The organism is Pseudomonas sp. AC083 (genome assembly GCF_979253165.1).
Window position 1 is genome coordinate 356638 of sequence record NZ_CEEDDH010000001.1, and the last position, 18300, is coordinate 374937.

The following is an 18300-nucleotide window of genomic DNA, read 5'->3' on the forward strand; positions in this document are numbered from 1 at the left end:
GAATCTACCTTCGCGCAGGGTCTCTTGAGATGATTGAAGCCACGTCACCGTCGGAGCAGAGCCTGCAACAGTTGTATCGCGAGCACCGCGGCTGGCTGGAAACCTGGCTGCGCCGGCGCATGGGCAATGCGTGGGATGCGGCGGACCTCAGTCAGGACACCTTTCTACGCGTCCTGTGTAACGCGCCGCCACTGGCCGAGTTGCGCGAGCCGCGCGCGTATTTGCTCACCGTCGGCAAACGCCTGCTGAGCAATTTCTACACGCGGCGCCATCTGGAAAAAGCCTACCTCGACGCCTTGGCGCAATTGCCGGAAGTGTGCGCGCCCTCGCCGGAACAGCGCTGGTTGCTGCTGGAAACCTTGCAGGCGCTGGATGAGTTGCTCGATGGCTTGCCGCGTGCGGTGCGGCGGGCATTTCTTTGGAGCCAGCTCGAAGGCATCGGCTACCGCGAGATTGCCGAGCGCTTGCAGGTTTCCGAACGCACGGTGAAACGCTACATGGCCCAGGCGTACGAGCATTGCTTGCTGGTGGAGCTGTGATGCGCGTTGCCCCCAGCGATGAAACGCGGGAAGTGGCACGGGCCGCAGCGCAATGGCTGGCACTGCTCGAGTCCGGCGGCGCCAGTGATGAAGATCACGCCCGATTGCAGCATTGGCGCACCAGTGACAGTCGCCACGAGAACGCTTGGCAGAAAATCCAGCAGCTTCGCCAGCGTTTCGCAGGTTTGCCGCCGACACTGGCCATGGCCACGCTGGATCGGCCTGATCCGGCGCGGCGCGCTGCTCTCAAGCGTGCCTTGGGCGTAGCGGCGCTAGTGCCGGCGGTTTGGTTGATCAGCCGGGAGCTGCCGCTGGAGGTCTGGCGCGCCGATTTGCACACCCGCACTGGCGAGCGGCGCAAAGTGCAGTTGGCCCAGGATTCTTCATTGCAACTCAACACCGACAGCGCGGTGAATGTCGATCTGCCTGCACGTCAGCTGACACTGATTCGTGGCGAGATGGCGCTCAACGTGGCGGGCGATTCGGCTTTTATCGTCAACGCGCCTTATGTGCGGATGATCGTCAATCACAGCGACATCTCGGTGCGCCTCAATGCACGCGATTGCCAGGTCTGCGTATTGCGTGGTTCGGTGCAATTGCAGCCACTGCACGGCCCGGCGCTGGTATTGCAGCAGGGCCAGCAAGTCAGTCTGCAAGCTTCGGGCGTGGGGGCGGTGACGGCATTCGATGCGTTGATGCCCGGCTGGCGCGACGGCGTGTTGATGGCGCAAAACCAGGCGCTGGGTGATTTCCTCCGCGAGCTGAGTCGCTACCGCTCGGGCGTGCTGCGTTGGGATCCGGCGCTGGAATCACTGCGTATCACCGGCAGTTTCCGCCTCGACGATACCGATCAAGTGCTGGCACTGCTGGCAGCCAGTTTGCCCGTCGACGTGCACAGGCGAACGCGATTTTGGGTGTCACTGGTAACGCGCGCAGAAAAAACTGGCTGAAGCCTGTCCCTTTTTTTCGCCTCGCTGGTCATTCCAGGCAAGTGAACAAAATCGAGAGCTTCTTCCAATGCCCGCAGTATTTCCAGGTCGTTTGCGTCCGTTGTTGCAGTTGAGTCTGTTGCTGAGCCTGAGTGCCAGCCCCGTGTTGATCCAATCGAGCTGGGCCGACGACGGCAGCCGCCGCAGTTATCAGGTGCCGGCCGGTAGTCTGAGTGCGGCGCTGACGCGGTTCGCCGGTCTCGCTGGAGTCAATCTTTCGGTGGATCCGGCGCTGGTCAGTGGCCGCAACAGCAATGGATTGTCCGGCGAGTTCGGTGTGGAGGAGGGGTTCAGCCAGTTGTTGCTGGGTTCCGGTTTGCAGCTGCAACCGGTCGGTGATCAGGCTTATACGCTAGTGCCCGCAGCGCAAGGCAGCACCTTGCAACTGGCACCGACATCGATTCTCGGCGCGAGCGGTTCAGCGGATGCCGACGTGTTTGCTGGCGGTCAGGTTGCGCGGCGTGGCTCGCAAGGGCTGTTGGGCTCCAAGGATTTCATGGAAACCCCGTTCAGCATGACCACCTACACCAGCGAAACGGTGAAAAACCAACAGGCGCGCACCCTCGGCGACCTGATCGGCAGCGACCCTTCGGTACGCGCAACCAACCCGGCCGGTGGCCGCTACGAGCAATTCACCATCCGTGGTTTCAGCCTGTTCAACAGTGACGTTGCCTACAACGGCCTCTACGGAATCTTGCCGACGTACACCATTGATATGGAAATGGCTGATCGCGTCGACATCCTCAAAGGCCCGAGCCAATTGATCAACGGGATTTCGCCTCGGGGCAGTGTAGGAGGGGGGATCAACGTCGTGCCGAAACGCGCGACCGACAAGCCGATCACCTCGCTGACAGCCAATTACGCCTCGAACAACCAAGTCGGCGGCGCGGTGGATGTCGGACGGCGTTTTGGTGACGAAAACCAATTCGGTCTGCGCTTCAACGGGGTCAAACAGTCCGGAGATACGGAATGGGATCACCAGAGCGTCGATCGCGACATGGCGGTGCTCGGTCTGGACTTTCGTGGTGAACGCTTGCGACTTTCCACCGATATCGGCCACACCGAACGCGACACCGACGCACCGCAGGAACGCGTGCAAGTCGCCGCCAATGCCAAAGTGCCGAACGCCAATGATGTGCGCGACAACTATGCGCAACCCTGGAGCCGGGCGCGCACTAAAGACACTTTCGGCACGGTGAACGGCGAGTTCGATGTCAGCGATTCGGTCATGCTGTATGGCGGCGTCGGCGCACGCAAAAGCAATCATGACTTCTTGCGCCATGCAGTTTCGGTGACCAACGATGCCGGTGATTTCAGCGTTCAGCCGCGCGACTTCACTCGCGACGAGAACGTCCGCACGGCTACCGCTGGCGTTCGTAACTGGTTCCAGACCGGGCCGGTCAGCCATGAAGTGAACCTGGCGGCCAACTACTTTTATATGGACTTCGAAAACGGCGGCGCCCGTTACGCGGCCGGGCGCAGCAATCTCTACGACCCGGTGGAAATCGCCAGACCCGGCACGCCGACTCGCAATGACGCAAAGGTCTACACAGAGAACCGCTTCAGCGGCGTGGCGCTGTCGGACACACTCGGCTTCTTCGACGATCGCCTGTTGCTGACTTTGGGGGCGCGCTGGCAGCGAGTCAAAGTCGATGACTGGAGCGACGGCATCAAGGGCGACACGGCTTACGATGAGGAAAAAGTCTCACCGTCGGGCGGCATTCTGTTCAAGGCGACGGACAAACTTTCGCTATACGCCAACTACATGGAAGGTCTGAGCCAAGGCAAGATCGCGCCATCGACATCCATCAACGAAGACGAAATCTTCCCGCCATTCATCAGTCGCCAGGTCGAAGTCGGCGCCAAGTACGACGCAGGCTCATACGCGCTGACAGCAGCGGTGTTTCGCATCAAACAGCCTGCGTACGAAACCAACGCTACCACGCGAGTCTTCGGCCCAAACGGAAAGCGCGAGAACAATGGGGTAGAACTGAGCGTGTTCGGCGAACCGCTCAAAGGCTTCAGATTGCTCGGCGGTGTGATGTACATCGACAGCGAACTGACCCACACCACCAACGGCACATTCGACGGCAACCGCGCACCGGCGACACCGAAATACAACGTCAACCTCGGCGCGGAGTGGGACGTGCCGACTGTGCAGGGTTTGACACTGACCAGTCGTGGAATCTATTCGAGTTCGCAGTATCTGGATCAGGCAAACGGCAAGGAAATCGACTCCTGGGAGCGGCTCGATGTAGGCACACGCTATGCTTTCAAGCTGGACGATAAGACGATCACCTTGCGCGCCAATATCGAAAACGTGCTGGATAAACGCTACTGGAGCTCAGCGGGTGCGTCGGATGATAGTGAGCCGGGATTGACGCTTTCTACGCCGCGAACGTATCTGCTGTCGGCGACGGTAGACTTTTAATGGAGCAGGGTAAGTGCGTCGATCGTCGTCGAAAATACGTTAACTACACTAAATGACCGTTTAGTTGAGCTAACAAAAAATCATTAGCGATAAAGGAGATGACCATGATTCAGCGCAAGCCGAACGCAACTGATGTGATTGCTGCGCTGAATCTACAGCCTCATGTCGAGGGCGGGTATTACCGCAGAACCTATCAAGCCGATCACCGTGACTGCCTCGAAACGCAGCAAGGCCCGCGATATCTGCTGACCTCGATCTACTATCTGCTTACTGAGCAATCGCCAGTGGGCCAGTTTCATTTCAACCAGTCCGACATCCTGCATTATTTCTAGTTGGGCGACGCCATCGAATACAACCTGATCCACGCCGACGGCTCATTGCAAACGCTGGTAATGGGCAGCGATGTTTTGGCTGGTCAGCAACTGCAGTTGCACGTACCGGGTGGAATTTGGAAAGCCTCTCGATTACTGGAAGGCTCAAATGGCTTTGGCTTGATCAGCGAGGCGGTTTCGCCTGGGTTTGATTTCGCAGACATGGAAATCGGTAATCGCGCAAAACTCACGGCACAGTTTCCGCAGCATGGTGCGCTGATTGAAAAGCTGACGCGGGATGATGGATGAGGACTGTAGATTGGGAAGAATGCAGTTTGTAGGGAAAGCTGGTCTTGAAGCGGCCAACGCAGTTTCAAATCTCCTGGGCGACCACGCTAACCTTGTAATACTTTGTTACGTGTAATGTATATTATGTTAAATGATGTATGCAGCATCGTCTGGACTCAAACTTATCCAGCGTCGTTTTCCTCCCATCTTGACCTCTAACCACCTTGGCCGGACACCTACCTGAGCTCTCCGTCGGCAAAGTTCATATCACTGCACATGAGTTCGTCTTTAGCATGGCCGAGAGCAATCTTTGGCGCGCTGCCGGCCGCCAGTTACCACACTCGATTCGCTCTTGGGGGCTTCACCCGCCTTAAACCCGGAGAGGCTGCGGACTTCTGAAGCTTTCGATGCCTCTCCGAGTAAAGGACGAAGATAGATATGGAAATGCATGGCATCAAAAGCTACGGCGAGAGACTTCAGTTCGCATATACCCTTCGTGGGTTTCCAAAACTCTACGCGCTGTCACACCGAATCGGTGTGACGGACAGCGCCCTCAGTCGGTGGTTTCGTTCAGAGCCAATCAGTATGGAGAACTTCGCCAAGCTGTGCGTCGAGTTGAACGTCAATGCCGATTGGCTTCTGCTCGGCCGTGGGCAGCACACGCTCGGCGCAATGCATGACGCGCCGCATCGCAAAGCGCTCGCGGACGTGATTGAAAGAATGGCCGACAACGACGTTCGTAACCTCGCCAAGTTTCTTGATGAAGTGACCACTCCAGCACCTTGAGCGCCACGCAAAATTTTCAGGGCAATTCGTGAGCACTGCTCAACCGACTGAGCTTCACGAAGGGTCCGATATTGATAACTTCTAGATGCCCAAGCAATGACGCCTGGGTATGAGCTGGAGATCATCATGTGCACTAAGGAATCTGCAAAAGCTGATGTAGAAGTGAAGTTCGAGTCCCAGAAAACGTTCAGCCTTTTCGGTCGGAATATCTCAACTTGCCAAGCGGCCCTGGGGGCTGGTGCTCACGTGCAAGTCACCAACACAGAAGGCCTGAACTACCATCTGAATGTTTTCGCGAAATGCGAGTGCGACGGGCTTCTGAAGAGGCTCAACGTGGCAATCGACAAGTCCATAGGTAACCCTCCCGAAGGCTTGCGTGACGTCCCTTTCACTATCGACCGCACATCCCATCCCGACTGGCGCTCTCGTCAAGCCTATCTTCGCGATGGTGTGGGATTTACGAGCAGGATCATCACCTGCGCATGGCCTGCCCTTGCGCCGCCTAAGCTGGGCAGCGTGGTAACCGGTGGAACTACGACGACAATCGACGCCACAGCCATCGACTCGCAGTTGGTTTATGCCATGACCGATGCTACCCCGGAGCAGGTCAGCGCATACTCTCACCTGAACCTCTACGCACAGGGGGCTGCGCGTGCTGTCCTGAAAAGCAAGGGCGTGGACATCACCAATACGGACTATCTGCAGACGAAGCAATGGTTCGATGCTGTGGTTTACCAACTGACCGATCTGGGCTTCACCGTGAAGGCAGCGAGTGGCGGCCAGGTCAGGCAGGATGTCTCTTCAGGTGACGTGGACATCGGTAGTTTGCTGACCACCATCGTTGGCACGTATCTGGGAGCGACGGAACTCGAGAGTTTCAAGCAGCTCGCGACGCTCTTGGCCAAGGACCCCAACGATTCGGGCACCCACGACTTCATGACCTTCTGGTGGAACAAGGCAAGCACTAAGGACGGCCGCACAACTGTCGCCTTTGGCCCCATCAAGAACGACCAGGGCATGGCTTCGGTGACAGTGGTTTACCTCGTGTTGGATGTGGAATTCACAGACTGGCACTCACTGTTTGTCAGCTACCACCATGAAGGTGTAATGATCCGCAGCGCTGCCATTACCCTGGATCTCGACATGGAGGTCTACAGCAACAATGAAAAAGCAATCTTCGACGCCATCTCCGGCGCAGTGGCCAATCACATCAAGACTCAGGAACTGAGTTTCGACTGATAGCCGATCGATGCGGGGCTCCAGCAATGCTCGCAATGCTGGGGCCCCGTAGCTTTGTGGGTGCTTCGCCAGTTTCAGTCAAACTTGATCTGCCCTGACTCACCCAGCATGCGGTATTGTTCACGAAGTTTTCGCAGCTCACTCGAGCCCATTTGCTCCAGCCCCAGCGTAGCATTCTGTGCCTCGTGGGTAGCTCGTATCAGCTCATCGATCTTCAGATGCAGAATGTCATTGTCGCGGTTCTGGGTGTTTTGAATGAGGAATACCATCAGGAAGGTGATGATCGTTGTCGAGGTGTTGATGATCAGCTGCCAAGTGTCGTTGTAATGAAAGTACGGCCCTGTGCCAGCCCAGGCGACGATCAGAACAATCGCTGTCAAAAAGGTCTTCGGGCTACCCGCCCAGTTGGACAGTGTCTGGCAAAAGCGTGCAAATCTCATCTTGAAACCTCTGAATAAACCTAATCACTTGACCTCGTTTGGTGGCGAAATACTTTGTCATATTTGCGCCGCTCGTCGGTGGCGCAGATTCGCACGATTGCTCAGGCGTCAGATGGAGCGGCTGCACCGGCGGCTCACCACCCGATTAATCTCCCCTACCACCCGCCCCGTCGCCTCCTCGATTGCTCCCTCATTGCGGCATATAAACCAACCCTGTTCGGCAGCGGCTTGCTCAAAAGCCTGGGTACTGTCGACATGCTCCTCCAGACCGCGAAGCACAGTACTGCTCAAGCCGCGCCGGCGTGAACCTGCCCTCTCCCACGAAATCTCCGCCGCTGTAACCACCCCGACATGCAGGTCTGGCACCTGTACGTTGCGGTCAATGTTCAATTGCAGTATTTCAGCAAACGGGACTATCCGGCGAAACGCGGCATCGGACGGGTACCAGCGATCGATGAGGATGATGCTGTCGGCGGGTTGTTTGGTCAGCACGTGCTGGGAAATCCAACTGCGGCTATCAGCCAGGCGTTGGCAAACTTCCAGTTCCAGATTCCGGTCGGGATGTCGGACGAGTCGATTCACCAGATGCATTGTCTCGCCCCTGAACGGGTCGCTTTTTTTCTCGCACAGTCGGATGACTTTCTGGTTGTTTGCCCTCAGGACTTCAGTGATGGCCTCCAATAGCGAGGTTTTGCCGACGCCTTTGGGGCCATCCAGAGCGACAAACAGCGGACGAGTCATTTTTCTCACAGGCTTTAACGGGGAGTAGCGCGCACTCTAACGGATTTTCAGGTTGAACCTCTGCTGCTCAGCAGGACTCCCAAACTCAAATCTAGGAGAAACCTATGACCCAGACAGCTCTAGTCGTGGGCGCCAGCGGCATTGTCGGCAGCGCCATCACCCAGTTACTCATCGACAACCAGTGGCACGTTGCCGCGCTGTCGAGACATCCATCGCAAGCGCACGGCGTGATTCCTGTCGCGGCAGACCTTCAGGATCCTGCTTCTCTGGAACATGCGCTAAGGGATGTGAAACCCACGCATGTGTTCATTACCACATGGTCGCGGCAAGCCACGGAGGCCGAGAACATTCGCGTCAATGCAGCCATGGTGCGCAACGTCCTCGCCGCCATTCGCCCAGCGAAAAGCGTCAAACACGTAGCACTGGTTACCGGCCTGAAACACTACCTCGGCCCGTTCGAAGCCTACGGTAAGGGCAGCCTGCCACAGACACCGTTTCGCGAAGAACAGGGTCGTCTGGATGTCGAGAATTTCTATTACGCTCAGGAAGACGAACTCTTCGCCGCAGCTGAAAAGGACGGTTTCACCTGGAGCGTGCATCGCCCGCATACCGTCACGGGGGTGGCCGTGGGCAATGCGATGAACATGGCGACCACCCTCGCCGTCTATGCCTCGATTTGCAAAAAAACCAATCGTCCGTTTGTGTTTCCCGGATCCAAGGTGCAGTGGGATAGCCTCACCGACATGACCGATGCGCGGCAATTGGCGAAACAGCAACTGTGGGCGGCCACCACGCCGGCTGCGGCAAATCAGGCATTCAATATCACCAATGGCGATGTATTCCGGTGGAAATGGATGTGGAGCCGAATTGCCGAATACTTCGACCTGCCTGCTGCTGACTATCCCGCGTCACCCTCGCCTCTAGAAAAGCAGATGGCGGACGATCAAGCCGTATGGACGCAAATAGTCGCCGATCACGGTTTGAAAGAGTCCGACATTGGACGCCTGATTTCCCCATGGCATACAGATGCAGACCTTGGCCGGCCCATCGAAGTGGTCACGGACATGTCGAAAAGCCGCCTGATGGGCTTCGCTGCCTATCAGGCGAGTGATCAGGCATTTTTCGACGTGTTCGACAGGCTGCGGGAGATGCGCTTGATACCTTAGGCGGTTCCAGACAGATAAGGTGGGCACCTGGCGTGCCCCCCTCATTCAACAGTACTTTCCACGCCCTCGCCCCTCCCCTCATCTGCGACGTTCATTCGCCCTGCGAAATCCTCCCGCCAGTCACCGGCAGAACGCAGCCGATCGTATATCCCAACTCCAAAATAGCGCCTTCGACAGGTATCGCTCTGTATCCAAGTGTGTACGGACGCAAACACGTTACACAACATTGATCTTCCCGCCCGCCCAGACACAAGCGAGATACACCAGCACGATGAACTGCGCTCACGGCCAGCGCAGTGCTCCTGTGCCTGACACCTGTCAGTGGGAGCACCGGAACGGCTTCCACTTTCTTGACGACAAGTCGGAGGATTAAACCCATGCAAACAAACGCGTTATCGGTCTTGAATCGGCTGCAACTTAACCTTGATCGCGCTGGGGACTGGATCGCCCCTTTGAGCCTGCGCGTTTTTCTGGCCTGGGAGTTTTTTGAAGCGGGATGGGAAAAGTGGAACGGTGAGAACTGGTTCCCAAGCATTCAAGGGGCCTTTCCTTTTCCCTTTAATCAGCTGCCGGCTACGTTCAACTGGCAGTTATCCATGTGGGCAGAGCTGCTCTGTTCCATTGCTTTGCTTGTAGGCCTGGGAACACGTCTTTCGGCACTGATCCTCATAGTGGTAACCGTCGTGGCAACTGCCGCAGTTCACTGGCCGGCGCACTGGTCGACGTTGAGCGAACTGGCTATGGGGTACTCCATCAGCAACAAAGGCTACGGCAATTTCAAGCTTCCTTTGATCTACCTCGTAGCCCTTCTGCCACTGGTGTTTACAGGCGCCGGCAAGCTGAGCCTGGATGCATTCATCGGTCGGTATCTCAAGCGCTTGAATGCGCGCTGAGTGTTATCGCGTCACCAAGGTTATCGCTCTCAACCCCCGCTAGTTAATCAGGAGTTTCATCATGACCCATATTGATAAAGTGCTGTACACCGGCAAAGTCCATACCTCCTCGGGTGGTCGTAATGGCACCGCTCTCAGTGACGATGGCCGACTGGATATAAAGCTGTCATCGCCTGGCACCTCTGGCGCCGGTACCAACCCAGAGCAGTTGTTCGCCGCAGGTTGGTCGGCTTGTTTTATCGGTGCAATGGGACTAGCGGCGAGCAAGCTGAAAGTCACCCTCCCGGTTGACCTTGCCGTCGACGCCGAAGTCGATCTAGGCACAACCGATGGCGCTTATTTCCTCCAGGCTCGCCTCAACGTCTCCCTTCCCGGGCTGGATCGCAACGTTGCTCAAGACCTGATCGATACCGCACACCAGACATGCCCGTACTCCAAAGCGACGCGGAACAACATCAACGTGGTGATCAACCTCGTTTGAGCAGAATCGTGGCGGGTTTCAATCACCCGATTCATACCCCCCGGCTGCCAGCGGTAGCCGTGGAGGTGCTGTGGGTCGGGGGTTCCAGACGTCGAATCGGAGTATTGAGCTCATGCAAACGAACATTTCGTCACCAGCACATTTAGATCCACCGCTCACCCTTGAAGCGAATGTAGGGCTCGGGTTGCGCCGTGCGCTGCTCAACACGCTTCGCGACGCTCCAGTCGGGGATTTCGATTTTCTAGAGGTTGCTCCAGAGAACTGGATCGGCATCGGTGGCGCTCATGGTGAGGCCTTGCAGTTGCTGGCTGAACGCTACCCGCTGTCATGCCATGGCCTGTCACTGTCGCTGGGTGGCAGTGCGCCGCTGGACGAATCTTTTCTTGAGCAGGTACGCGGGTTCCTCGATCGCTTCAACGTGCCGTTCTATAGCGAACACCTCAGTTACTGCAGTGACGATGGCCATTTATACGACCTGCTGCCGTTGCCATTCACTGAGGAGGCCGTTCATCACGTTGCTGCGCGCATCCGCCGTGCACAGGACATTCTCGGTCGTCGTCTTGCTGTAGAGAACGTCTCTTACTACGCCGCTGCTCATCAGGACATGGACGAACTGACGTTCACCAATGCAGTGCTCCGCGAGGCCGATTGCGACCTGTTGCTCGACGTTAACAATGTGTACGTCAACTCGGTGAACCACCGCTTCGATCCAGCGGTTTTCCTCGCCGGCCTGGAACCAGAACGCGTAGTCGCCATGCATGTGGCTGGCCATTATGACCAAGCCGAGGACCTGATCATCGACACCCATGGTGCTTCGGTCAAACCGGTAGTCTGGTCATTGCTGGGCCAGGCTTATGGCCTCTTTGGCGTGAAGCCAACCCTACTGGAGCGCGATTTCAACTTTCCGTCCTACGACGAACTGGTGGCTGAGCTGAACACCATCAGGCGCTTGCAACGCGACGCCAATGCTTTGGTGCGGGTGACTGTCGATGGCTGACTCCACTTCAAGTTTGCACAGTCAGCAGCTCGCGCTGACACGGTACCTGCGTGACCCGGACAGTTATGCGCCGCCTGCGCAGATGAATCCCGCAAGAGCGCAGGTCTATCTCAACCTGGTGTTGAACAATCTGTTGGGGTTGCTGGGTGGAACGTTTCCGGTGCTGGTGGCCGTGCTGGGTGACGCCGGTTGGCGTGCACTGGTACGACGTTTTTTGCGTGATTACCGAGCGCAGACACCACGCTTCGGAGAAATTGCTCGTGAGTTTGTAGACTTCGTAGCGAGCCTGGAGGACTCGCCCGATCACGAACACCCCTGGTACCCGTTCTTGCCTGAATTGGCTCACTACGAGTGGGTGGAAATGGCGCTGCAACAGTTGGACGCTGCGCCGTTAAAAGTCAGTGATGCAGAACAGCTACTCGACCGTCCCCTCAGGCTTTCCCCGCTCGTCTGGCCGCTGGCTTACACCTGGGCCGTACATCGTCTCGGGCCGGGCCACCTGCCTTCTGAACCGCCAGAACAACCAACGTTGCTGCTGATCAGCCGTGTGCCGAGTGGCCAAGTGCAATTCTCCCAGGTCAGCCCTCTCGCGTTCCGTTTGTTGCAGCGGATCGAGCAGTTCCCTGACATGGATGGTCGAGCGCAGTTGCACGCTTTGGCTGCGGAGGCTGGTGCAACAGACGTGACCGGCTTCGTCGCTGACGCACTGGTGCTGCTGCGCAAGCTGCATGCGCAAGCCGCCGTGGGCATAGCCGCGACCCCCGTTTTAAAGCTGTTGTCCTGACTGACGAGCAAAGGCTGAGGTCGGTTTTTGTATCTCTATGTACCCAAACGCGAAGTCTTGGGATTGGCTTACAAATGCTCCTCTCGCCGATACATCGCCGATACATGACTCCCGCTCAATAGGCCTACCCGAACTAGGACGCTCTGTCGAAGTGGCGACGCTTGCGCCCTTCGCCTCGAGCTTCCTTGAGGGTCTATCCGCCCTGTGGCATGAACCGCGGCCTCGCCGCGCAAAGCATCTGGAGAAGCACTATGTACCGTAAACCAATGTCGAACAAAACCAGTCTTGGCCTGGCCGCAATTGCTTTAGCCGGTGGCATGAGCCTGGCATCGTCTGCGGCTTTTGCTGTTGAGCCTTTGTCCCAAGGCTACCAACTGGCATCGGCCGATAAAACCGGCGAAGGCAAGTGCGGCGAGGGCAAATGTGGAGAAGACAAATGCGGGACCAGCGAAGCCAGCGACAAGTCCGCTACTGCCGAAGGCAAGTGCGGTGAAGGCAAATGTGGCGACGACTCATTCGCTCGCACAGACACCGACCATGATGGCCTCGTCTCTCTTAAAGAACTGCTGGCTGTAGCACCTCAGGGCGGTGAAGAATTCAAAGCGATGGACACCAACCACGATGGTTTTCTTTCGGAAGGTGAGATCTACAAGTTCAGAACCAACCAGTACATTTCCAACGGCAAGAAAGTCCCAACCGAGCTATTTACCCGCATGAGCAAAGCGCAGAACTGATTCCTCCCGCCGTAGCATTCGCCCTCCCCACGCCTGCAGCCAGGGAGGGCGATTTACCTTCTGCAAAGCCCCCCGTTGTATTGATTACATCGCGTTATAAGTGATGTTCTCCGCCGCTGATTTATCCCCTGAACGCAACACTCTAAAGTCCATCCCACTGCTCCCCTCATCATGTCGATGGGGCGCCTACTGGAGACTTATTCCATGCCTTTCATCAGCGTTCGTATCACTCGCGACGGCGTTACCAAAGAACAGAAATCCCAAGTCATCGCCGAGATCACCAAAACCATGCAAACCGTCCTCAACAAGGACCCGCACCTCACCCATATCGTTATTGAAGAGGTCGACACCGACAACTGGGGCTATGCCGGAATTACCACCACCCAGTACCGCCAACAACTGACGGAGTCGAAGAAATGACTTTCCCCGTCAGTATCGACTTTGTGTCGGATGTGGTGTGCCCCTGGTGCGCACTCGGCGCCAGGGCGCTGGAACAAGCCATCGCGAATGTTGCCGGCGAGGTTACCGTGGAGCTGACCTTCAAGCCCTTCGAACTGAACCCGGACATGCCGGCCGAGGGCGAGCACGCCATCAAGCACATGATGCGCAAATACGGGCGCAGCGCCGAAGAAGTCGCCTCGCGCAATGAAATGATCGTCGCGCGTGGCAAGGCCATAGGTTTTCAGTTCGACCTGGACAAGCGCAGCCATTTCTACAACACCTTCGATGCCCATCGCCTTCTGCTCTGGGCCGTGCAGGAAGGCCGCCAGGTCGCGCTGAAGAAAATCCTGATCGAGGCTTATTTCACCAATGGCGAGAACCCCAGCGACCACGAAACACTGGTGCGCCTAGCCGGTGAAGCGGGACTTTCTACCACCCGCGCCCGCGAGATTTTGGCCAGCGAGGCGTTCGCTCTCGAAGTCCGTGAACTTGAGAGCTTTTACCTTGAGCGCGGGATTAACTCGGTCCCGGCCATGGTGCTGAACGGTCGTCAGTTGGTGTCCGGATCGCTATCAGTCAAGGAATACGAGCAAATCCTCAGGCAAGTGGCACGAGAGTCCGCCGTAGCCTGACAAAGCGATTTACCAGCACGATGCCCGGGCGAGCCCGCGGCATCGGTCACTCAACTTGCGTGGAGTACATCGTCATGTCGAAAGCCCCTTATCCGCTGAACCGCACCGCTTATCTGCTGGTCGATCCGTACAACGATTTTCTCTCGGAAAACGGCAAGGTCTTCCCCTTGATCAAGCCGATTGCCGAACAGGTCGGGCTGCTCGACAACCTGCGGGCCCTCGATCACGCCGTACGAGCGCAGAACATTCCGGTGGTCATCGTGCCGCACCACCGCTGGGAACACGGCGACTACGAAGGCTGGGATCATCCAACACCGACCCAGTGCAAAATCATGCACATGCACCACTTCGCACGCGGTGAATGGGGCGGCGAATGGCATCCCGATTTTGCGCCGAAGGACGGCGACATTGTCGTGCAGGAACATTGGGGCTCCAGCGGCTTTGCCAATACCGACCTTGATTTTCGCCTGAAGCAGAAAGGCATCACCCACGTCATCATCGTCGGCCTGCTCGCAAACACCTGCATCGAAGCGACCGCCCGCTACGCCTCGGAATTGGGCTACCACGTCACGCTGGTGCGCGATGCGACCGCCGCTTTCCGCGCGGAAATGATGCACGCCGCCCACGAGTTGAACGGGCCGACTTTCGCTCACTCAATCGTCACCACCCAGGAACTGATTGAAGCGCTGGCAGTGCAGGGGTAGCGGCGATGAACCTCACCGATTTCGCCAGTTTGCCGGGGTGGTGCGTCAAGGCCGCTTTCTGCAATGGGCGATCGGCCCCCGTCAAAAATGCACCTTGAGCAAGAGACTCAACGCGTTCTGGTCGGTAGGGAATCCGCTCGTGTCTTCAATCCCGTATTTATTCGACCAGTAATCCCACTCAAGTCCCGCATAAAAACGTTTTTGCTGTTGCCCCAGCGCCTTGCCCACGTCGTATTTGACTTGTGGGTTGAAGTGAAAGCTCCTGGCCACATAGTTGGAGGTGCCTTTGTTGCCGACGTCGTTGACGTACCACTCCAGATAACCGTCGAAAAGACTATCGGAGCGACCCACCGGGAGGGTCATGGACCAGGTCGGGTTGATCTGCCATTGACCTGAGGCCTTACCGGTGATGCCGTCGGGTTTGCGGTAGTAGGTATTAAGGGAAAAGCGATCGAAGCCTGGAAGCACGAGGTCGACAGCAGGCCCCAGCAGGTATTTGCGATTGCGGTTCTCACCGCGCTCGTAAGTGGCGGCGATGAGGACGTCCTTGACGATGCCATAGCTCAGGGAGCGGTCACTGATTTTGCCCAGCGACAGCCGTGGGGAGAATTCACCGTAGTAGGAATGGCCGTCGGCACCCGAGAGTCCGCTGGACCATTTGTTGTCGACGAACATGAAGATATCGCCCCACGTCCAGCCGCTGGCGTGTTCGAAGCTCAGCGTGTGCTGAGTATCGTCGCCAGTGCCGTCGACTTTGAAATGCTGGCCGTAGAGGTAGCTCAAGCTGTTGTCGTTCCACAACAGAGGGCCAGCTTCGGCGCCGGCGCTGGCCAGAGCTAACAGCGGCGCCAGACTGCGACGCAGCAGTGAAGGTGCAAGTAATGGAATACGCGATGCGTTCATGGGCTGCCCTTGTCAGGTGATTGGCGGATATCACCGGCAAGGCATGCCCGAGCTGCGGATCAAGCAGCTGCTCTGGCCCTCAAATTAACGAGGGGCGACCCTTGCCGGGTGCGCGGCGTAATGCCGCCAGAGCAATGCCCTGCACCTCGGGTTCTGTTGAGAGCCCTTTGTGCTGACCGCTTCTACTCGAATGAGGGCTAAGCAGGTGTTGTGCCAAATGAGCGAATACAATCTGCAACCCTCATTCAGCACAATCGATGCGTAAAACTGAATACTTTGCAGCCATCGGTTGCGCACCAGATTGAGGCGCGCCCACTTGAATTCGCACCGTTGCGAATCGCCTGCCCACCTCCTGCTGATTGCCTCGCCCGCCGGATCCCGTGAGGGCGGGCCTGCGACGGCTTGGCACACTTTTGGCTATGACTGCTTTCGAGTAGAAGCGGTCAGTGCCAGCAATGGCACCGGGCATTGCTCTTGCGCCCCTCCCTGTGGGCGTACGTCCGATTGGATGCTTGAACGCGGCGCCAGCGCCCCGGGCAAGAGAGAAGTGTCAGCCGTGTAACTACGCATATACGCCCTCTCTCCTCCCCTTGTTCTCTCCAATCGGTCCCTCGCTGGCGTGCCGATTGGCGCGCGGCGGTTTTCGAATCGTTGTGGAGAACACATCATGAAAATTCGCTTTGCCTTGGGTCAACCGCTTCGCTCGCTACTGGCCATGGCGCTTGTGCCCGCCGCCCTGATCGCGTCTCCACTGGCTTTGGCCAATGACAAGGTGGTGCTGCTCACTTCCTGGTATGCCCAAGCTGAACAGGGCGGTTTCTACCAGGCCCTGGCGGATGGACTGTATGAAAAAGAAGGCCTGGACGTGACCATCCGCATGGGTGGGCCGCAGGTCAATGGCATGCAGCTTCTGCTCAACAAGCAGGCCGATTTCATCGTCAACTACGACTTGCAGATTCTCAAAAGTGTGGAGCAAGGCCTGCCGGTGGTGGCCGTGGCCGCGCCCTTTCAAGGTGATCCTCAGGGGCTGCTGACCCATGCCGATGTGAGCGGCCTGGATGCTTTGCAGAACAAACAGGTGCTGGTGTCCACCTCCGGCCAGCAAACGTGGTGGCCGTGGCTCAAGGAAAAATACCAGCTCAAGGACAGCCAGGCCCGCCCCTACACCTTCAACCTGCAACCCTTCCTCGCGAACGCCAACACCACGCAGCAGGCCTATGCCAGCTCCGAGTTGTTCCAGGCGTTGAAGGCCGGGGAAAAAGCCAACTTCTTCCTGTTCGCCGACGCTGGTTACCCGCCCTACGGCTCGACGCTGGCCACTCGCCAGGACGTGATCGATCAGCATCCTGAGCGAGTCCAGCGCTTCGTTCGCGCCTCGATGGAGGGCTGGAAGCGCTACCTCGACAACCCGAGCGCCAACCACCTGATCAAGGCTGATAACCCGAACATGAGCGATGAATTGCTCGCCTGGGGGTTGTCGACGCTCAAGCAATATCGCCTGGTCACCGGCGGTGATGCCGCCACCCAAGGCATCGGCGTGATGAGCGATGCGCGCTGGCAGGCCACCCGCAATTTCATGGTCGACGCCGGCCTGCTCGGTGCCGATGCGCCTTGGCAGAAGGCCTACACCACGCGCTTCGTGCAGGACCTGAAGGTGCTGCCTGGCGCCGAACAGTCCGCCAGCCGCTGAGCCTGATTGCAAGACTGCTGAACCCAGAGCCCGAGCCCAAGAGCCGGCTGAACGAATACCGTGAGGAACTTGTTATGTTGGTCACCAAACAACCCGTATTGCGCCGCTTCTGGTATGCCCTGCTGCCCATGACCGCGCTGGATGCCGGCCCGCAGCCCTTCACTTTACTGGGTGAGGCGCTGGTGCTGTGGAAGCGCCCCGACGGCACCCCGGTGGCCATGCGCGACCGTTGCTGCCACCGCACCGCCAAGCTCTCGAAAGGTTTTGTCAGCGAGGACGGCAACATCGCCTGCGGCTATCACGGCTGGGAATACGACTGCACCGGCACCTGCGTAAAGATCCCGCAAAATCCCGCTGGCATGATTCCGCCGGGCGCCTCGGTCCAGGCCTTTCACTGCCAGGAAAAATACGGCTACGCCTGGGTCGCCCTCGACGATCCTCTGCAACCAATCCCTGAGTTTCCCGAGGATGGCGCCCCGGGCTACCGGCGCATCTTCCAGTTTTATGAAGAGTGGAAAACCAGCCCGCTGCGGGTCATGGAAAACTCCTTTGACAACTCGCATTTTTCCTTCGTCCACAAAGCCAATTTCGGCCTTTTCGACCAGCCCGCGCCGGCCGGCTACGAGTTTCGCGAAACCGACTACGGCTTCGAGGCGGAGACGCGGGTGCCGATCCGCAATCCTGAGGAAAGCTATCGCATCACCGGCACTCGCGAGCCGATCACCCAGCGCCACCTGATCAACCGCTATTACCTGCCCTTCTCCCGGCGCTTTGGCTGCATGTACCCGGACAGCGGCATCCACCACATCATCTACAACTGCGCGACACCCATGGAAGACGGGCGCCTGATGCTGGTCCAGTGGTTGTATCGCAATGACAGCGAAGAGCAATGCTCGACCCAGGAACTGATCGACTGGGACGCAGCGATCACCGCCGAAGACCGCGACATCCTCGAAGCCACCGATTACGACGCCTGTGTCGATACTCGCCGGCGAGTGGAACTGCACATGCCGTCGGACAAGCCTGGCCTGGTGATTCGCCGGCAACTGCTGGGCCTGCTCGAAGCCCACGGTGAAAGTGAAGTGTTCCTCAGCCATTGAAGTCAGCGCCC

19 protein-coding genes and 1 pseudogene are annotated in these 18300 nt (G+C 57.8%); 17 read left to right on the forward strand and 3 right to left on the reverse strand.

The window, feature by feature from the left end; all coding sequences use genetic code 11:
• The first annotated feature begins 29 nt into the window (after nucleotides 1-29).
• From AC0IXA_RS01505 to AC0IXA_RS01530, 6 genes and pseudogenes are all read left to right on the forward strand, one after another.
• Entirely contained in the window at nucleotides 30-539 is a 510-nt protein-coding gene (locus tag AC0IXA_RS01505; RefSeq protein ID WP_471811304.1) for a sigma-70 family RNA polymerase sigma factor, read from the forward strand.
• A complete protein-coding gene (locus AC0IXA_RS01510; RefSeq protein WP_471811306.1) occupies nucleotides 539-1489 on the forward strand; it encodes a FecR domain-containing protein in 951 nt (316 codons plus the stop codon). Before AC0IXA_RS01505 ends, AC0IXA_RS01510 begins: the two co-directional genes overlap by 1 nt.
• Before the next feature lie 67 nt (nucleotides 1490-1556).
• A complete protein-coding gene (locus tag AC0IXA_RS01515) occupies nucleotides 1557-3959 on the forward strand; it encodes a TonB-dependent receptor (RefSeq protein WP_471811308.1) in 2403 nt (800 codons plus the stop codon).
• A 104-nt stretch (nucleotides 3960-4063) separates the two neighbouring features.
• Nucleotides 4064-4579, forward strand: a pseudogene (locus AC0IXA_RS01520) (cupin domain-containing protein).
• A gap of 417 nt (nucleotides 4580-4996) precedes the next feature.
• Nucleotides 4997-5344, forward strand: a complete 348-nt coding sequence (locus tag AC0IXA_RS01525) for a helix-turn-helix domain-containing protein (RefSeq protein ID WP_095180026.1) — start codon at nucleotides 4997-4999, stop codon at nucleotides 5342-5344.
• A gap of 126 nt (nucleotides 5345-5470) precedes the next feature.
• Nucleotides 5471-6583 carry a hypothetical protein gene (locus AC0IXA_RS01530; RefSeq protein WP_252867610.1) on the forward strand — a complete coding sequence of 371 codons (1113 nt, stop codon included), beginning with the start codon at nucleotides 5471-5473 and terminating at the stop codon, nucleotides 6581-6583.
• A 74-nt stretch (nucleotides 6584-6657) separates the two neighbouring features.
• On the opposite strand, the gene AC0IXA_RS01535 is transcribed toward AC0IXA_RS01530, so the two are convergent.
• The gene (locus AC0IXA_RS01535; RefSeq protein ID WP_150742172.1) at nucleotides 6658-7023 is read right to left on the reverse strand and encodes a low affinity iron permease family protein; all 366 of its coding nucleotides are present in this window, start codon (nucleotides 7021-7023) and stop codon (nucleotides 6658-6660) included.
• Between the two features lie 108 nt (nucleotides 7024-7131).
• The gene (locus AC0IXA_RS01540; RefSeq protein WP_471811311.1) at nucleotides 7132-7764 is read right to left on the reverse strand and encodes a dTMP kinase; all 633 of its coding nucleotides are present in this window, start codon (nucleotides 7762-7764) and stop codon (nucleotides 7132-7134) included.
• A 104-nt stretch (nucleotides 7765-7868) separates the two neighbouring features.
• Here AC0IXA_RS01540 and AC0IXA_RS01545 point away from each other — a divergent pair, with 104 nt between their 5' ends.
• The 9 genes from AC0IXA_RS01545 to AC0IXA_RS01585 all read left to right on the forward strand — a co-directional run bounded on the left by AC0IXA_RS01545 (nucleotide 7869) and on the right by AC0IXA_RS01585 (nucleotide 14596).
• A complete protein-coding gene (locus tag AC0IXA_RS01545) occupies nucleotides 7869-8930 on the forward strand; it encodes an SDR family oxidoreductase (protein ID WP_471811313.1) in 1062 nt (353 codons plus the stop codon).
• Between the two features lie 377 nt (nucleotides 8931-9307).
• Nucleotides 9308-9823 carry an HvfX family Cu-binding RiPP maturation protein gene (locus tag AC0IXA_RS01550; RefSeq protein WP_471811315.1) on the forward strand — a complete coding sequence of 172 codons (516 nt, stop codon included), beginning with the start codon at nucleotides 9308-9310 and terminating at the stop codon, nucleotides 9821-9823.
• 61 nt (nucleotides 9824-9884) lie between these two features.
• Nucleotides 9885-10304 (forward strand): organic hydroperoxide resistance protein, encoded by a 420-nt coding sequence (locus tag AC0IXA_RS01555; protein WP_024012970.1) that lies wholly within the window; start codon nucleotides 9885-9887, stop codon nucleotides 10302-10304.
• Nucleotides 10305-10416: 112 nt separating this feature from the next.
• Nucleotides 10417-11301, forward strand: a complete 885-nt coding sequence (locus tag AC0IXA_RS01560; RefSeq protein ID WP_471811317.1) for an HvfB family MNIO-type RiPP peptide maturase — start codon at nucleotides 10417-10419, stop codon at nucleotides 11299-11301.
• Nucleotides 11294-12085: an HvfC family RiPP maturation protein gene (locus tag AC0IXA_RS01565; RefSeq protein ID WP_471811319.1), complete on the forward strand. Its 792-nt coding sequence runs from the start codon at nucleotides 11294-11296 to the stop codon at nucleotides 12083-12085. The genes AC0IXA_RS01560 and AC0IXA_RS01565 overlap by 8 nt, the downstream gene beginning before the upstream one ends.
• Before the next feature lie 251 nt (nucleotides 12086-12336).
• On the forward strand, nucleotides 12337-12819 hold the full coding sequence (locus tag AC0IXA_RS01570; RefSeq protein ID WP_471811321.1) for an HvfA family oxazolone/thioamide-modified RiPP metallophore: 483 nt from the start codon (nucleotides 12337-12339) through the stop codon (nucleotides 12817-12819).
• Between the two features lie 204 nt (nucleotides 12820-13023).
• Entirely contained in the window at nucleotides 13024-13239 is a 216-nt protein-coding gene (locus AC0IXA_RS01575) for a tautomerase family protein (protein ID WP_471811322.1), read from the forward strand.
• Nucleotides 13236-13892: a DsbA family oxidoreductase gene (locus AC0IXA_RS01580; RefSeq protein ID WP_471811324.1), complete on the forward strand. Its 657-nt coding sequence runs from the start codon at nucleotides 13236-13238 to the stop codon at nucleotides 13890-13892. The genes AC0IXA_RS01575 and AC0IXA_RS01580 overlap by 4 nt, the downstream gene beginning before the upstream one ends.
• Nucleotides 13893-13966: 74 nt before the next feature.
• Entirely contained in the window at nucleotides 13967-14596 is a 630-nt protein-coding gene (locus AC0IXA_RS01585; RefSeq protein ID WP_471811326.1) for a cysteine hydrolase family protein, read from the forward strand.
• Nucleotides 14597-14677: 81 nt separating this feature from the next.
• Here AC0IXA_RS01585 and AC0IXA_RS01590 read toward each other — a convergent pair whose 3' ends face one another.
• Entirely contained in the window at nucleotides 14678-15499 is an 822-nt protein-coding gene (locus tag AC0IXA_RS01590; RefSeq protein ID WP_471811327.1) for an outer membrane protein OmpK, read from the reverse strand.
• 667 nt (nucleotides 15500-16166) lie between these two features.
• On the opposite strand from AC0IXA_RS01590, the gene AC0IXA_RS01595 reads away from it, so the two are divergent.
• Together AC0IXA_RS01595 and AC0IXA_RS01600 are read left to right on the forward strand one after the other, a co-directional pair.
• Nucleotides 16167-17189 carry an ABC transporter substrate-binding protein gene (locus tag AC0IXA_RS01595; RefSeq protein WP_122881104.1) on the forward strand — a complete coding sequence of 341 codons (1023 nt, stop codon included), beginning with the start codon at nucleotides 16167-16169 and terminating at the stop codon, nucleotides 17187-17189.
• A 74-nt stretch (nucleotides 17190-17263) separates the two neighbouring features.
• A complete protein-coding gene (locus AC0IXA_RS01600; RefSeq protein ID WP_016774747.1) occupies nucleotides 17264-18289 on the forward strand; it encodes an aromatic ring-hydroxylating dioxygenase subunit alpha in 1026 nt (341 codons plus the stop codon).
• The last annotated feature ends 11 nt before the right edge of the window (nucleotides 18290-18300 follow it).

Bases quoted from the DNA above. Each gene is read 5' to 3' on its own strand.
- AC0IXA_RS01505 (WP_471811304.1), top strand. From the start codon at position 30: ATGATTGAAGCCACGTCACCGTCGGAGCAGAGCCTGCAACAGTTGTAT.
- AC0IXA_RS01510 (WP_471811306.1), top strand. From the start codon at position 539: ATGCGCGTTGCCCCCAGCGATGAAACGCGGGAAGTGGCACGGGCCGCA.
- AC0IXA_RS01515 (WP_471811308.1), top strand. From the start codon at position 1,557: ATGCCCGCAGTATTTCCAGGTCGTTTGCGTCCGTTGTTGCAGTTGAGT.
- AC0IXA_RS01525 (WP_095180026.1), top strand. From the start codon at position 4,997: ATGGAAATGCATGGCATCAAAAGCTACGGCGAGAGACTTCAGTTCGCA.
- AC0IXA_RS01530 (WP_252867610.1), top strand. From the start codon at position 5,471: ATGTGCACTAAGGAATCTGCAAAAGCTGATGTAGAAGTGAAGTTCGAG.
- AC0IXA_RS01535 (WP_150742172.1), bottom strand. From the start codon at position 7,023: ATGAGATTTGCACGCTTTTGCCAGACACTGTCCAACTGGGCGGGTAGC.
- AC0IXA_RS01540 (WP_471811311.1), bottom strand. From the start codon at position 7,764: ATGACTCGTCCGCTGTTTGTCGCTCTGGATGGCCCCAAAGGCGTCGGC.
- AC0IXA_RS01545 (WP_471811313.1), top strand. From the start codon at position 7,869: ATGACCCAGACAGCTCTAGTCGTGGGCGCCAGCGGCATTGTCGGCAGC.
- AC0IXA_RS01550 (WP_471811315.1), top strand. From the start codon at position 9,308: ATGCAAACAAACGCGTTATCGGTCTTGAATCGGCTGCAACTTAACCTT.
- AC0IXA_RS01555 (WP_024012970.1), top strand. From the start codon at position 9,885: ATGACCCATATTGATAAAGTGCTGTACACCGGCAAAGTCCATACCTCC.
- AC0IXA_RS01560 (WP_471811317.1), top strand. From the start codon at position 10,417: ATGCAAACGAACATTTCGTCACCAGCACATTTAGATCCACCGCTCACC.
- AC0IXA_RS01565 (WP_471811319.1), top strand. From the start codon at position 11,294: ATGGCTGACTCCACTTCAAGTTTGCACAGTCAGCAGCTCGCGCTGACA.
- AC0IXA_RS01570 (WP_471811321.1), top strand. From the start codon at position 12,337: ATGTACCGTAAACCAATGTCGAACAAAACCAGTCTTGGCCTGGCCGCA.
- AC0IXA_RS01575 (WP_471811322.1), top strand. From the start codon at position 13,024: ATGCCTTTCATCAGCGTTCGTATCACTCGCGACGGCGTTACCAAAGAA.
- AC0IXA_RS01580 (WP_471811324.1), top strand. From the start codon at position 13,236: ATGACTTTCCCCGTCAGTATCGACTTTGTGTCGGATGTGGTGTGCCCC.
- AC0IXA_RS01585 (WP_471811326.1), top strand. From the start codon at position 13,967: ATGTCGAAAGCCCCTTATCCGCTGAACCGCACCGCTTATCTGCTGGTC.
- AC0IXA_RS01590 (WP_471811327.1), bottom strand. From the start codon at position 15,499: ATGAACGCATCGCGTATTCCATTACTTGCACCTTCACTGCTGCGTCGC.
- AC0IXA_RS01595 (WP_122881104.1), top strand. From the start codon at position 16,167: ATGAAAATTCGCTTTGCCTTGGGTCAACCGCTTCGCTCGCTACTGGCC.
- AC0IXA_RS01600 (WP_016774747.1), top strand. From the start codon at position 17,264: ATGTTGGTCACCAAACAACCCGTATTGCGCCGCTTCTGGTATGCCCTG.